The following is a 14,285-nucleotide window of genomic DNA, read 5'->3' as shown; positions in this document are numbered from 1 at the left end:
ATGAAACGGACGCTGATCGAATGCGGCTGGCTGGTCACGATGGACGAAACCATCGGCGACCACCGCGACGCCCGCATCCTGATCGAGGGCAATCGCATCCTCGCCGCCGGCAAGGGCATCGAGGCGGACGCCGACGAGGTGATCGACGCACGCGACAAGATCGTCATGCCCGGCCTGATCGACGCCCATGTCCACACCTGGCAGACCGGCCTGCGCGCCATCGGCTCGGAATGGCTCGGACCGGACTATCACGCCAATATCCATGCCAATCTCGCCACCCGCTACGGCCCCGACGACAACTATATCGGCAACCTCATCGGCGCCCTCGGCAAGATCGACGGCGGCACCACCACCATTCTCGACTGGTGCCACAACCTGACCTCGCTCGACCATGCCGAGCGTTCGGTCGACGGCCTGGAGGAATCCGGCATCCGCGCGGTCTTCGCCCACGGCACCGCCAAACCGCCGGCAAAGCCCGGCGAACTGCCCTATACCCACGTGCCGCACCCGCGCGACCGCATCGAGGCTCTGCGCAGGGGGCGCTTTGCCTCCGACGACCGGCGGGTGACGCTCGCCATGGCCATTCTCGGCCCCCACTGGGGCACCTATGAGGTGGCCGAGCAGGACCTCAGGCTCGCCCGCGAGCTGAATCTCCTGTCGAGCTCCCACGCGACCCGCAAGATCCCCGACCAGGTGGCGCCCGGCGGCTACGGCAAGCTCGTGGCGGCCGGCCTCATCGGCCCCGACCACAATCTCGTCCACGGCAACTACATCGAGGACGACGAGCTGAAAGCCCTGGTCGAGGCCGGCGCCTCGGTCACCGGCACGGTGCTGGTCGAGCTGCACGGCCATGCCGCCGAACCGGTGACGCTGCGCGTGCGCAATTTCGGCGGCATGCCGTCGATCGGCATCGACGTCGAGCCGATCGTCACCGGCGAGATGTTCCGCGAGATGCAGGCCGCGCTCCTGCACGCCCGCTGGGCTTCGCTGCGCGACAATGCCGCTGCCGGCAGGCCGCCGCTGAAGACCATTCCGATCCGCTCGCGCGAGGCGTTGACCTGGGCGACCATCGGCAACGCCCGGGCGATCGGCCTGGAGAACGAGATCGGCTCGCTCACCCCCGGCAAGAAGGCCGACATCGTCATGCTCAGGGCGAACGACCTCAACCTCTTCCCGGTGCACGACCCGCTTCTGTCGATCGTCGAGCAGGCCCATGCCGGCAATGTCGACACCGTCATCGTCGACGGCGTGGTGCGCAAGCAGGCCGGCCGGCGCCTCTTCGCCGACGACGTGCTGGCGCGCCGCAAGGCCGAGCTCGTCGCCTCCGTCGAGCGCGTCATGCGCGACGGCGGCTTCACGATCAAGCCGGCCTGAGGAGCAGCGGTCATGACGCGGACATTGATCAAGTGCGGCTGGATCGTCTCCATGGATCCGGCCATCGGCGACCTCATCGGCGGCGAGATCCTGATCGAGGACGACCGCATCGTCGCGGTCGGCCGGAACCTCGAGGCGACGGCGGCAACGGTCGTCGAGGCCGGCGAGATGATCGCCATGCCCGGCATGGTGAACGCCCATCTGCACACCTGGCAGACGGGCCTGCGCGCCATCGGCTGCGAATGGGCCCATGGCGAATATTTCAAGTATCTGCACGGCGGCATGGCGACGCGCTACGGCCCCGAGGACAATTACCTCGGCAACCTGATCGGCGCGCTCAACCAGATCGACGGCGGCGTCACCACGCTCAACGACTACTGCCACAACATCACCTCGACCGAGCAGGCCGAGCGCTCGATCGACGCGCTGGTGGACAGCGGCATCCGCGCGGTCTTCACGCTCGGCGCCGGCAAGCTGCCGCCCGAGCGCGAGGCGCTCGAGCCCTTCGAAAAGCGCATCAATCCGCGCGAGCGGGTCGAGCGCTTCCGCAGGGGGCGGCTCGCCAGCGACGATGCCCTGGTCACCATGGCGCTCGGCGTCGCCGGCCCGCACTGGGCCGAAATGGAGCCGACCCGCATCAATCTGCGGCTCGCCCGCGAGCTCGGCCTGCGCTCATCGAGCCATGCCACCAAGCGGCCGGAATTGGCAGTCGATCCCCGCGGCTATTTCCCGCTGCTCGACGAGGGGCTGATCGGCGCCGACCACACCGTGGTGCACGGCAACTATCTCGGCGACGAGGAGTTGCGGCGGCTCGTCGGCGCCGGCGTCACCGCCTGCGCCACTGTCCAGACCGAGTTGCGCGGCTATGCCGGCGACCCGCTGGTCGGGCGTGTCCGCGCGCTCGGCGGCATGCCCTCGCTCGGCGTCGACGTCGAGCCGCGCGTCTCCGGCGAGATGTTCCGGGAAATGCAGATCGCGCTGCTCTATGCGCTGTCGGTCTGCCAGCGCGAGAATGCCCGCGACATGAAGCCGCCGTTCCAGGTCGTGCCGATCCGCTCGCGCGAGGCGCTGGCCTGGGCGACCATCGGCGGCGCCGAGGCGCTCGGCCTCGGCCACCGCATCGGCACGCTGACGCCGAAGAAGCAGGCCGACATCGTGCTGCTGCGCGGCACCGATCTCAACCTCTTCCCGGTCCACGACCCCGTCCTGTCGATCGTCGAGCAGGCCAATGCCGGCAATGTCGACACCGTCTTCATCGGCGGCGTGGTGCGCAAGCGCGGCGGCAAGCTGGTCTTCCCCGAGGATGTCAGGCGCCGACGCATGGCCGAGCTCGCCCAGTCGGTGGAGCGGATCATGGGTGAAGCCGGCTACGTGCCGTTCGGACGCTGACCGCCATGACCCGCACGCTGATCCGCTGCGGCTGGGTGATCACCATGGACGAGGCCCTCGGCGATCTCGCCGGGGCCGAGATCCTGGTGGAGGGCGACCGCATCGCGGCGGTCGGGCACCGGCTCGGCGCCGGGGCCGAAACCGTCATCGACGCGTCGGACATGATCGTCATGCCCGGCCTCGTCAACATGCATCTGCACACGTTCCAGGCCGGCCTGCGGGCGATCGGCTCGCAATGGCTGGCGCCGGACTATTTCCGCCACTTCTACGGCGATATCGCCACCCGCTTCGGCCCCGAGGACAATTATCTCGGCACCCTCTTCGGCGCCCTGAACCAGCTCGACAGCGGCGTCACCACGCTGTTCGACTATTGCCACAACATCCGCTCGCTGGAACAGGCGGAACGCTCGGTCGATGCGCTCGCCGATGCCGGCCTGCGCGCCGTCTTCGTCCATGGCGACGGCCTGCGCGAGCCGGCCGCCCCCGGCCGGCTGCCGGAACGCCGGCTGCATCCGCGCGAGCGTGTCGCCGCGCTCGTCGACAGCCGTTTCTCGGGCGCAGGCAAGGCCGCCCATGGCGGACGCGTCACGCTGGCGCTCGGCATTGCCGGCCCGCACTGGGCCGACTGGGAAGCCTCGCTCGCCAACGTCCGCCTCGCCCGCGATCTCGGCCTCCTCGCCTCCTCGCACGTCACCAAGGCGCGGCGTGACGCCGTCGTGCCCGACGGCTATGACCGGCTGGCGGCCATGGGCCTGCTCGGCCCAGACCACAATCTCGTGCACTGCAACCTCCTGGACGAGGAGGAGATCGGCCGGCTCCTGGATGCCGGCTGCTCGATCACCTCGACCAACATGAACGAGCTGCACGACTATCCGCACGGCTCGGCTCTGACCAAGGTGCGCGCCCGCGGCGGCATGCCCTCGATCGGCATCGATGTCGAGCCGATGGTGTCGGGCGACATGTGGCGCGAAATGCAGATGGCCTTGCTGTTCGCGCGCAACCGCGGGATCCGCGAGCGGGCAGCCGCCGGCCTCGGACCGGCCATGATCCGCTCGCGCGAGGCGCTCGCCTGGGCGACCGTCGGCGGTGCCCAGGCGCTCGGCATGGCCGACACGATCGGCCGGCTCAAGCCGGGCTTCAAGGCCGATCTGATCATGCTGCGCAGCGGCGACCTGAACCTCTTTCCGGTCCACGATCCGGTCTACGCGGCAGTCGAGCAGGCGCACGCCGGCAATGTCGACACGGTGATGGTCGACGGCATCCTGCGCAAGCAGGCGGGCCGCCTCCTGTTCCCGACCGATCGCCGCCAGGCGCTGGGCGAGGCGCTGGCGGCCTCCGCGGCGCGGCTGATGGCGGAGGCCGGCTATCGGCCGGCCCCGGCATGACGACGCCGGGAGCGGCCATGCCGCGGCCCCCCGGCCGACAACCCCAAAAATCCCGGCGTTGCGGCTCGCGCGACTGTGAAAGTCGCGGCCTTGACCATTGCAATCGTTTGCAATAGATCTTGAGCAGGGAGCAAACGAATGATCATCGAACGCCAGGAACAGGTAACCGAGGCCGTCCTAGCCGCCATGGCGGGAACGCCGGATCCGCGCCTCGCCGAGATCATGACCGCCTTCGTCAGGCACCTTCACGCCTTTGCCCGCGAGGTCCGCCTGACCGAAGCGGAGTGGGAGAAGGCGATCGAATTCGTCGTCGGCCTCGGCCAGTTCACCAACGACACCCACAACGAGGCCGTGCTCGCCTCCGATGCCGTCGGCTTCTCGACGCTGGTCTGCCTTCTCAACAACGGCAATGCCGGCAACAGCGAGGCGGCGAGCGCCCTGCTCGGACCGTTCTGGCGCATGAACTCGCCGCGCACGGAGAACGGTGGCTCCATCGTCCGCTCGCCGACGCCCGGCGATGAGCTCGTCGCGACCTGCCGCGTGCTCGACGGCACGGGCCAGCCGATCGCCGGGGCGGAGGTCGACGTCTGGCAGGCCTCGCCCGTCGGCATGTACGAGAACCAGGACGACAGCCAGGCCGACATGAACCTGCGCGGCAAGTTCACCACCGATGCCGACGGCCGCTTCGCGTTCCGGTCGGTCAAGCCGGCAGGCTACCCAGTGCCGGTCCATGGCGTGGTCGGCAAGCTCCTGGCGGCACAGAACCGCCATCCGTTCCGGCCGGCCCATGTTCATTTCCTGATCTACAAGCCGGGCTTCAAGACCCTCATCACCCAGATCTTCGTGCCCGGCGACGAGTATCTGGAGACGGACGTGGTGTTCGGCGTGACCAAGGCGCTGATCGGCGGCATCGACAGGGCTGCCGATGGCTATACGTTGAACTACGATTTCGTGATGGAGCCAGGCGAGGCGGTGCTGCCCGTGCCGCCAATCAAGTGAGGCTGCGGCCACCAGGCGAGGCGGCGCCGATCGAATGAGGTGCCGCGCATCGGGCAAGGCCCGGCCCATCAAGCGAGGACGATCATGAGCCAAGGAACGACATTGAAGGACAAGGTCGCCGTGGTGCTGGGCGGATCCGGCGGCATCGGCGCCGCCGCGGCCTATCAGTTCGCCGCCGAGGGCGCCCGGGTCGTGGTGGTCTACCGCAACGACAAGGCCGGCGCCGACGTGGTGGTGGCGAGCCTGCCCGGCAGCGGCCATCTCGCGGCGACGGCGACGGTGGAAGACACGCCCACCCTCGAGGCGCTCGCCGCCCTGGTCGCGGAGACCTTCGGCCGGGCCGACATCCTCGTCAATTCGGCCGGCTTCACCAAGCCGGTGCCGGCTGGCGATCTCGACGCGCTGGACGATGCCTTCATCGACAAGATGTTCCAGGTCAACTGGCGTGGCCAGTTCGCCGCCATCCGCGCCTTCCGCAAGCTGCTCGAGGCGAGCGGCGCCGGGCTCGTCGTCAACGTCTCCTCGATCGCCGCGCTGAACGGCGTCGGCTCGAACATCGCCTATGCCGCGGTCAAGGCCGGCATGGACACGCTGACCAAGTCGCTGGCCCGCGCGCTGGCGCCCGACATCCGCGTCATGAGCGTCTCGCCCGGCGTGGTCGATACCGATTTCGTGCCCGGCCGCGGTGCCGAACAGCTCGCCCGCATCGCCCCGACCATTCCCCTGAAGCGGGTCGCGACGCCGGACGATGTCGGCCGGGCGATCGTCGCCTGTGCCACCCACCTCACCTATTCCACCGGCTCGCTGATCGTCGTCGACGGCGGACGCGCACTCTAGATCCTTTTGCCGTTTCACGAAGACGGCAAAAGGATCCCAGTTTTTGTTTTGACGCGTTTTCTTCGCGCGGACCGGTCCCCGCTTCGCTCGCAAACGCTACAGAGGCCCGACAAGGAACAGATCATGCGCCCGATGCGGAACAAGATCGTCATCACCTGCGCCGTCACCGGCAACCTGACGACACCGGACCAGACGCCACACCTGCCGATCACGCCCGAGGAGATCGCCGAGGCCTGCCTCGGCGCAGCGGAGGCCGGCGCGGCCGTCACCCATATCCATGTCCGCGACCCGGCCACCGGCCGGCCGTCCATGGCGCTCGAATATTACCAGGACGTCGTCGCCCGCATCCGCGCCCGCAACAGGAAGCTGATCCTCAACATCACGACCGGCCCGGGCGGCCGTTTCGTGCCCTCCGAGGACGATCCGAAGGTTGCCGCCGCCGGCACCACCCTGCTGGCGCCGGAAAAGCGCGTCGAACACATCGCCGCGCTGAAGCCCGACATCTGCACGCTCGACCTCAACACGATGAACTCCGGCGGACAGGTGGTGATCAACACGCCGGGCAATGTCCGGCGCATGGCCAAGGTGATCCGCGAGGCCGGCGTCAAGCCGGAGATCGAGCTGTTCGATTCCGGCGACATCGCGTTGATGCACGACCTCCTGAAGGACGGCTCGATCTCCGGTCCGTCGATCGCCTCCTTCGTGCTGGGCGTGAAATACGGCTTCCAGCCGAGCCCGGAGACGGTCATCTACGCCCGCGACCTGCTGCCGCCCGAGACCGAGTTCACCGTGATCGGCACCGGCCGCTCCTGCTTCCCGATGGTCGCGCAGTCGGTGCTGGCCGGCGGCCATGCCCGCACCGGCCTCGAGGACGGCGTCTATCTCGAGCGCGGCGTGCTCGCCCCCTCGAACGCCGCCATGGTCGAGAAGGCCCGGCGCATCGTCGAGGAGCTGGGCGTGCAGATCGCGACGCCCGGCGAAGCGCGCGAGATTTTCCATCTGCCCTCGGCCGCGGCCTGAACCGGAGCCCCTCATGCACGCCAAGACCGACAGCGGCAGGATCGACAGCGCGGCGTCAGCGACGATCGCCGCGCGCTGCCTGCGATTGACCGCCAAGGCCGAAACCGTGGAGGCCGTGGCGCCGAGCATCGAGACCCTGCCGCTCGGCTGCGCCGGCCCGGCCGACGCGCTGGTCGAGATCCGCGCGGCCGCCGTCAATCCGTCCGACGCCAAGGCGGCGATCGGCCTGATGCCCTATGCCAAGTTTCCGCGCACGCCGGGCCGCGACTTCGCAGGCATCGTGATCGACGGTCCGGCCGAGCTGGTCGGCAAGGAGGTCTTCGGCTCCTCCGGCGATCTCGGCATCCGGCGCGACGGCACCCACGCCTCGCATCTGGTGGTCGAGGCGGCGGCCCTCGTCGAGAAGCCCGCCGGCATCGGCCTTGCCGAGGCAGCCGGCATCGGCGTGCCTTTCGTCACGGCCCAGGAGGGCTTCCGCCGCGCCGGCATGCCCAAGGCCGGCGAGACCGTGCTCATCCTCGGCCTCAACGGCAAGGTCGGCCAGGCGGCGACGCAGATCGCCACCTGGCAGGGCGCGCGCGTCATCGGCGTGGTGCGCCGCGCCGAGGACTATGCCGGCCATGCCAGCGCCGCGGTGACCGTCATCGATTCCTCGCGCGAGGACGTGGTGGCGCGGGTGCGCGAGCTGACCGGCGGCCAGGGCGCCGACATCGTGTTCAACACGGTGGGCGAGCCCTATTTTGCGGCCGGCACCGGCTCGCTGCGCGTCACCGGCCGGCAGATCTTCATCGCAGCGCTCAAGCAGACGGTGCCCTTCGACATCTTCTCCTTCTACCGCGGCCGCCACACCTATGTCGGCATCGACACGCTGGCGCTGTCGTCGACCGCCACCGCCGAGGTCCTGCGCGATCTCGTGCCCGGCTTCGCGAGCGGCGCGCTGAAGCCCTTCCCGATCGAGGCGCGGGCGATCTATCCGCTCGACCGCGCGCGCGAGGCCTATGTCGCAGTGCTCAGCGCGGCCCGCGACCGGGTCGTCTTCCTGCCCAACGGATGAGCCGAGAAGGGACGAGCCCATGCACGTCAACCGCTTCGCCGATCTGAAGCCCTACGAGGCGCCCGGCCATCACGACATGCGCATGCTGCGCATGCAGGGCCGCGAGGCCGGCCCCGCCGACACCACCTGGCTCGGCGTTTCGCAGATCCTGCCGGGCGGACGCGTCGACCTCTCCGGTTCGCCGGACGAGAAGTTCTATGTCGTGCTCGAAGGCGAGTTGACCGTCGAGACCGAGACCGGTTCGGCCCTGCTCGGCGTCTGGGACAGCTGCCGCATCGCGCCGAACGAGAAGCGGGCGCTGAGGAACCAGACCAACCGCACCGTCGTGGTGCTCATCGCCATGCCCCTGCCCAAAGCATCGTCGTGACGGCCGCCGTCATGACCGGTTGAAACCGAACGCGCCGGCAAGAGCGCGGCAAGCAGTGATCCGGAGGAATCGCCATGCCGTGCCTTGATGATCTCTCGAAAGCCCGCCTCGACCGCCGCGCGGCGCTCGGCCTTGCCGCCGTGGCGGCCTTTCTCGCCGCCCGCCGCGCGGCCGTGGCGCAGGGCGCCGGCGCCACCGGCTTCCCCAGCCAGATGGTTCGGCTGATCGTGCCGTTCAGCGCCGGCAGCATGACCGATATTCTCGCCCGCTCGCTCGCCGAGAAGCTGCGGGAGAGATGGCGCCAGCAGGTCATCGTCGAGAACCGGCCGGGCATTGCCGGCACTGGCGGCGTCGCCCGCTCGGCACCCGACGGCCTGACCCTGATGCTGACCTCGAACGGCCACACCGTCATTCGCAGCGTCAATCGCGAGGTCACCTTCGACCCGGTGAAGGATTTCACCGCCATCGCCAAGGTCGCCTCCATGCCCTCGATCATGGTGGCGCCCGCGGAGGGCGACATCAAGACGCTGAACGACCTGATCGCCGCGGCCAAGGCGAAGCCAGGCCAGCTCAATTACGGTTCCGCCGGCCTCGGCAGCTCGACCGGCATCGCGGCCGAGCTGTTCCGCCACGTCACCGGCACCCGCATGCAGCTGGTGCCCTATCGGGGCATGCCGGAAAGCCAGACCAGCGTGCTGCGCGGCGACAGCGTCTTCTGCTTCACCTTCTTCAATGTCGGCGGCGACCTGATCCAGGCCGGACGCTTGCGGGCCCTCGCCGTCACCGGGGCGAGCCGCATGCGGCAATTGCCCGACGTGCCGACCTTCCGCGAGGCCGGCCTTGCCGACTTCGATTACGATGCCTGGTTCGGCGTCATGGCGCCCGCCGGCCTCCCCGCCGCGCTGACCCGGCAGATCGCCGCCGACATCGCCGCCAGCCTCGGCGACGCCGATATCAGGACGCGCTTCGCCGAGCAGGGCGTCGACCTCGTCACCACGACGCCCGCCGCCTTCACGGCCGAAATCGCTGCCGACGCCGAACGCTACGGTCCGCTGGTGCGCCAGGCGGCCGGGGGTTAAAGCGCGATCATTTGAGGATGATCGGCCCTTCATGCAGGACAGACGGCCGCGGCCGGCTCAGGCGGCGAGCGCTTCGCGGCCGTCGTGGCCGGCAACCGTCAGGCCGAGGATCTGCCCGGGCTCGACCGGGCTGCGGAACCGCACCGGGGTGAAGTGCTCGGTGCGGCCGAGATCGCGCGTTTCGGTCAGCACCTGCACCTGCCGGCCGACCATGGCCTCGAGATGGGCGGCAAGCGCCGCTTCCCCGCGGCCACGCAGACGGCGGGCGCGTTCCTTCACCACCTCGCGTGGCACCTGCGGCATGCGTGCCGCCGGCGTGCCCGGCCGGGCCGAGAACGGGAAGACGTGCAGATGGGTCAACCCGCATTCCCCGACGATGTCGAGCGAGCGGGCGAACATGGCTTCGGTCTCGGTCGGAAAGCCGGCAATGATGTCGGCGCCGAACACCATGTCCGGGCGCAGGCGGCGCACCTGGTCGCAGAAGGCGATGGCGTCGGCACGCAGATGCCGGCGCTTCATGCGCTTCAGCACCATGTCGTCGCCCGCCTGCAGGGAGAGGTGCAGGTGCGGCATGAACCGGGCTTCGCCGGCGATCACGTCGTAGAGGTCGGTGTCGGCCTCCACCGAATCGATCGAGGAGATCCTCAGCCGCTCCAGCTCCGGCACGTGCCGGAGGATCGCCTTGACCAGCGCGCCGAGCTTCGGCTCGCCCGGCAGGCCCTGGCCGTAGCTGGTGATGTCGACGCCGGTCAGCACCACCTCGCGATAGCCGTTCTCGGCGAGCCGGCGCACCTGGGCGACGACCTCGCCCATCGGCACCGAGCGTGAATTGCCGCGGCCGAAGGGGATGATGCAGAAGGTGCAGCGGTGGTCGCAGCCGTTCTGCACCTGCACGAAGGCGCGCGAGCGGCCCGTCAGCCCGTCGACGAGATGCAGGGCCTGCTCGCGCACGGCCATGATGTCGTTGACCGCGACCTTCTCGCTCGCCGCGAGGCCGAAATCGGGCCCGCGCGCCAGCGCCTGCCGGGTCTCGCCCCAGGCCGATGCCTGCATCTTCTCGTCATTGCCGATGACGCGGTCGACCTCGCCCATGGCGGCGAACATCTCCGGCTCGGTCTGCGCCGCGCAGCCGGTGACGACGATGCGTGCCGTCGGGTTCTCGCGCTTCATCCGCCGGATCGTCTGGCGCGCCTGGCGCGTGGCTTCCGCCGTCACCGCGCAGGTGTTGATGACGATCGCATCCTGAAGGCCCGCCTCGGCCGCGAGCTTCTGCATCACCTCGGACTCGGAGGTGTTCAGGCGGCAGCCGAACGTGACGACTTCGACGGCCATGGCTCAGGCCGCCGCCTGGAACAGGGCGGGGTCGAAATGGCCGCGATGTTCGAGCTCGGTCGGGCCGCTCATGATCACGTGATTGTCGTCGCGCCAGTCGATCGTGAGCTCGCCGCCGGGCAGCGACACGCGTGCCGACCGGCCGGTGCGCCGGGTCCGCGCCGCCGAGACGAGCGCCGCGCAGGCCGCGGTACCGCAGGCGCGGGTGATGCCGGCGCCGCGCTCCCAGACCCAGAGCACGATATGATCGGGTGCCTTCACCGCCGCGAGCGAGATATTGGCGCGGTCGGGAAAGATCGGATGGTGTTCGAGCAGCGGGCCGATCCTGGCGAGGTCGTAGGCATAGGGATCCTCGACCCAGAACACCGCATGGGGATTGCCCATCGAGACCACCGAGGGGGAATGCAGGATGGGCGCGTCGATCGGCCCGATCTGCAGCTCGATGGCGCGGGTGTCGCGGAACTCCTCGGCAAGCGGAATGTCGCGCCAGTCGAACCTGGGTTCGCCCATGTCGACCGAGAAGACGGCCGGGCCCAGCCGGCGGCAGGCGAGCAGACCCGCCCTGGTCTCGACCACCAGCCGGTCGCGGTCGGTCCCCTCGGTCAGCACCCAGGCGACGCAGCGCGTGCCGTTGCCGCAGGCGCCGGCTTCCGATCCGTCGGTATTGTAGATCCGGATGAGGGCGTCGGTGCCAGCCGTCACCGGCGCATGCATCGCCATCAGCTGGTCGAAACGCGAGCCTTCGGCGGCGGCGATGGCGCGCGCCTCCGCGGCGGTCACGACATGGCTCGAACGCCTGAGGTCGACGACCACGATCTCATTTCCAGCACCGTTCATCTTCCAGAACGGATGGTTGCCGAGCGGGCTCATGGGACGAGCTCTATCCAGAAAGCTTGAGGCCACAAACAAAAATGGCGTGCCGCTAAAAAGTCACGGCCGGGGGTTTGCCTCTTCTATATAGGTTATCGTCGATCTGTCCAAAACGGTCGCGCATGCCGCATACGGGGTTCGCGCCGAACGCGTGTGAGAGGCAACTGCCATGAAGCCAGTTCTTCTGTTCGCTTCCGTTGCCGGCCTGATGGCCTTTGCCCCGCTCGGCCAGGCTGCGGCGCAGGCACCGGCCCCCGCCCCGCAGACCACGCAGCCCGCCGAACCGGCGCCGTCTCAGACCCAGGCCGCTCCCGCCGCGCCGGCACCGGCCGATCCGGCGGCCCCGCAGGCCCAGCCGCAGCCGGCGACGCCAGCCCCCAACGCCGCCACCGCGCAGACAGGTGACGGTGTCGACGCCGCCGGCTTCGGCGACGAGGTGACGCTCACCGCACGGCCGGCCCTGGTCCTGCCGGGCAAGGCGACATGGGATGATCTCTACGGCACCTTCCGCCGCAGCCTCGACGAGCTGGCCGGTATTGCAGCGGCGCAGAACCTCACCCGTTCCGGTCCGCCGATGATCCGCTTCCTGTCGTCGACGGACGAGCAGGCCGATTTCGAGGCGATCTTGCCGGTCTCCAGCCCGCTCGACCAGCCCGACAAGCTGCTGCCTGCCCTGCCCGGCATGACCCCCGGCGGGCAGGCCTACCGCTTCGTCCATTTCGGCGGCTACGACACGATGGAACAGACCTACGACGAGATCACCAATTTCCTCGACGAGCGCTCGATTCAGGCCGAGGATTCCTTCGTCGAGGAATATGTCCGCGATCCCAAGTCCACCTCCGAGGTGGACCTGGCGACCTATATCTACGTCTTCCCGAAACGCTGACGTCGCGCTGCTCCCTCCGGCCGGAGCGCTCGGCCGGAGCGCGCGCGGGCCAGAGACCGGCATCCGAGCTTCGCCGGCCCCTCGCGGGCGCCGGCGATGGATCAGCGCGTCACGACCACGCGCGTGCCGACGGTCACCCGGTTCATCAGGTCGACGATGTCCTCGTTGAACATGCGGAAGCAGCCATAGGACACGGCGCGCCCCACCGAACGCGGCAGATTGGTGCCGTGAATGGCATATTCGCCGCCGGCCAGCGTCATCGCGGCCTCGCCCATCGGATTGTTCGGCGCGCCGCCCGGGATCATGTCCGGCAGGTTGGGAACATCCCGCTTCACCACCGCTGGAGGCGCCCAGGCGGGCCGGACATGCCGGCCGTTGATGACCGTTTCGCCTTCCCATTGCCGGCTGCTGGCGCCGACCGCCACCGTGTAGCGGATCGCCGTGCCGTCGCCCTGCACCAGGTAGAGCCGGCGCTCCGAATTGCGGATGACGATCGTGCCCGGCTCGGCCTGCATATGAAATGGCACGATCTCGCGCGCTTCTACTTGCCCCATCGCGCCGAATATTGGCGCAACACAACATGCGGCGGCGAACAGCCGCCTCGCACTCGTCCCCATAACACTCTCCCACGCCGCTACTTCCGTCCCAGCGGTCGAGCGCCAGGAAACAGGGCTGCGCTTTCTATTCAGTTGTTGAGTGAAGTTTTTTGGCGACAAGAGTCAACGAGTGGTTGCTTGGCCGCGCCAAGGTTCCGACAGCGTGTTGCCGCCGTGCAACGTTGCGTCAGCTTGATGACACTCCGTTCACCATGATGACGGCGAACGCTTCCTTAACCACGATGCGAAACCCCTCCCTCATCGGCGGCCTTCATGCTTCGTGCACCAGCAGGAGTTGCCGTGGCCGAAACCGGTACCGAACGTTGCGCGACGACGCCGCAGCCGCCGTGGCCGAAGGCCCGGCGCAACCTCGCCGTGCTCGCCGCCCTGTTCGGCCTCGCTTTGGCGGTTCCCGCGCTCGCCCTGTCGACGGCATCGCCGGAGCGCGGGGTCCAGCCGCCAGCCGGCGCCGCGCCGGCCGTACCGGCCTGGCAGATCGCCGGCCCGCGTCACGGCGGCTTCGACCTCGACGCGCCGCGCTGGCGGCCGCTCGGCCAGACGAGCCGGGTGCTGCGTCGTGCCGATGGCCTGACCCGTGATCTCTTCCTGTTCGGCGATGCCACCGGCAGCCGGCGCCATGCGGCGCTCGCGGTCGATCGCGGCGCCACCGGCACGGCCAGCGCCGCCGCCGACCTTGCCGCCCTTCTTGCCGATCTCGGCCTGCCGGCCCGGCTGCTGCCGAACCATCTCGCGCTCGACAGCAAGTTCGGGCCGCTATCGACCGCCGACATCGCCATGGACGGGCCGGACGGGCCCAAGGCCTGCCTCGGTTTCGCCCTGCGCTCGGCCGAGGCCGAGCTGCGTGTCGCCGGCTGGATCTGCAACGCCGGACCGGAAATCGTCAGCCGCACCGAGGCGAGCTGCTTCATCGACCGCCTGGTGACCATCGGTGCCGGCGACGCGTCTTTGACGCGGCTCTTCGCCCAGGCGGAGCTGCAGCGGCGGCCCTGCAATCCCGCTCAGCCGGGCGCCAGCGCGGGCGCGGGCCGGACCATCGACAGCCTGTCCGGGCGGCTGCGCCTGCGCCGGCTGTAAGG

The 14,285-nt window shown here is 69.3% G+C and carries 14 protein-coding genes; 11 read left to right on the top strand and 3 right to left on the bottom strand.

Annotated features, from left to right (window positions below):
* The 9 genes from OZ671_RS11120 to OZ671_RS11080 all read left to right on the top strand — a co-directional run bounded on the left by OZ671_RS11120 (position 1) and on the right by OZ671_RS11080 (position 9,504).
* The gene (locus OZ671_RS11120; protein WP_268860811.1) at positions 1 to 1,374 is read left to right on the top strand and encodes an amidohydrolase family protein; all 1,374 of its coding nucleotides are present in this window, start codon (positions 1 to 3) and stop codon (positions 1,372 to 1,374) included.
* Between the two features lie 12 nt (positions 1,375 to 1,386).
* The gene (locus tag OZ671_RS11115) at positions 1,387 to 2,763 is read left to right on the top strand and encodes an amidohydrolase family protein (RefSeq protein WP_268860810.1); all 1,377 of its coding nucleotides are present in this window, start codon (positions 1,387 to 1,389) and stop codon (positions 2,761 to 2,763) included.
* Positions 2,764 to 2,768: 5 nt separating this feature from the next.
* Positions 2,769 to 4,148: an amidohydrolase family protein gene (locus OZ671_RS11110; RefSeq protein WP_268860809.1), complete on the top strand. Its 1,380-nt coding sequence runs from the start codon at positions 2,769 to 2,771 to the stop codon at positions 4,146 to 4,148.
* A 138-nt stretch (positions 4,149 to 4,286) separates the two neighbouring features.
* Complete coding sequence (locus OZ671_RS11105) at positions 4,287 to 5,147, top strand: dioxygenase family protein (RefSeq protein WP_268860808.1); 861 nt, start codon at positions 4,287 to 4,289, stop codon at positions 5,145 to 5,147.
* Between the two features lie 84 nt (positions 5,148 to 5,231).
* Positions 5,232 to 5,984 carry an SDR family NAD(P)-dependent oxidoreductase gene (locus tag OZ671_RS11100; protein WP_268860807.1) on the top strand — a complete coding sequence of 251 codons (753 nt, stop codon included), beginning with the start codon at positions 5,232 to 5,234 and terminating at the stop codon, positions 5,982 to 5,984.
* Between the two features lie 132 nt (positions 5,985 to 6,116).
* Complete coding sequence (locus OZ671_RS11095) at positions 6,117 to 7,004, top strand: 3-keto-5-aminohexanoate cleavage protein (protein WP_268860851.1); 888 nt, start codon at positions 6,117 to 6,119, stop codon at positions 7,002 to 7,004.
* A 13-nt stretch (positions 7,005 to 7,017) separates the two neighbouring features.
* Positions 7,018 to 8,058: a quinone oxidoreductase family protein gene (locus OZ671_RS11090; protein WP_268860806.1), complete on the top strand. Its 1,041-nt coding sequence runs from the start codon at positions 7,018 to 7,020 to the stop codon at positions 8,056 to 8,058.
* Positions 8,059 to 8,077: 19 nt separating this feature from the next.
* Complete coding sequence (locus OZ671_RS11085) at positions 8,078 to 8,425, top strand: cupin domain-containing protein (protein WP_268860805.1); 348 nt, start codon at positions 8,078 to 8,080, stop codon at positions 8,423 to 8,425.
* 74 nt (positions 8,426 to 8,499) lie between these two features.
* Complete coding sequence (locus OZ671_RS11080) at positions 8,500 to 9,504, top strand: tripartite tricarboxylate transporter substrate-binding protein (protein WP_268860804.1); 1,005 nt, start codon at positions 8,500 to 8,502, stop codon at positions 9,502 to 9,504.
* Between the two features lie 57 nt (positions 9,505 to 9,561).
* Here the strand turns inward: OZ671_RS11080 and mtaB are convergent, their stop codons facing one another.
* Positions 9,562 to 10,836 (bottom strand): tRNA (N(6)-L-threonylcarbamoyladenosine(37)-C(2))-methylthiotransferase MtaB, encoded by a 1,275-nt coding sequence (gene mtaB / locus OZ671_RS11075; RefSeq protein WP_268860803.1) that lies wholly within the window; start codon positions 10,834 to 10,836, stop codon positions 9,562 to 9,564.
* Between the two features lie 3 nt (positions 10,837 to 10,839).
* A complete protein-coding gene (gene dapF / locus OZ671_RS11070; RefSeq protein ID WP_268860802.1) occupies positions 10,840 to 11,706 on the bottom strand; it encodes a diaminopimelate epimerase in 867 nt (288 codons plus the stop codon).
* A gap of 169 nt (positions 11,707 to 11,875) precedes the next feature.
* Here dapF and OZ671_RS11065 point away from each other — a divergent pair, with 169 nt between their 5' ends.
* Positions 11,876 to 12,592 (top strand): GyrI-like domain-containing protein, encoded by a 717-nt coding sequence (locus OZ671_RS11065; protein WP_268860801.1) that lies wholly within the window; start codon positions 11,876 to 11,878, stop codon positions 12,590 to 12,592.
* A 101-nt stretch (positions 12,593 to 12,693) separates the two neighbouring features.
* Here OZ671_RS11065 and OZ671_RS11060 read toward each other — a convergent pair whose 3' ends face one another.
* Complete coding sequence (locus OZ671_RS11060) at positions 12,694 to 13,209, bottom strand: L,D-transpeptidase (RefSeq protein ID WP_442957072.1); 516 nt, start codon at positions 13,207 to 13,209, stop codon at positions 12,694 to 12,696.
* Positions 13,210 to 13,488: 279 nt separating this feature from the next.
* Between OZ671_RS11060 and OZ671_RS11055 the strand changes: the two genes are divergently transcribed.
* Complete coding sequence (locus OZ671_RS11055) at positions 13,489 to 14,283, top strand: hypothetical protein (RefSeq protein ID WP_268860799.1); 795 nt, start codon at positions 13,489 to 13,491, stop codon at positions 14,281 to 14,283.
* Positions 14,284 to 14,285 lie beyond the last annotated feature (2 nt).

This window comes from Phreatobacter sp. AB_2022a (assembly GCF_026847585.1).
Taxonomy (GTDB): Bacteria; Pseudomonadota; Alphaproteobacteria; order Rhizobiales; family Phreatobacteraceae; genus Phreatobacter.
The sequence above is the reverse complement of the archived record's forward strand: the minus strand, read 5'-3'. Positions and strand labels throughout refer to the sequence as shown.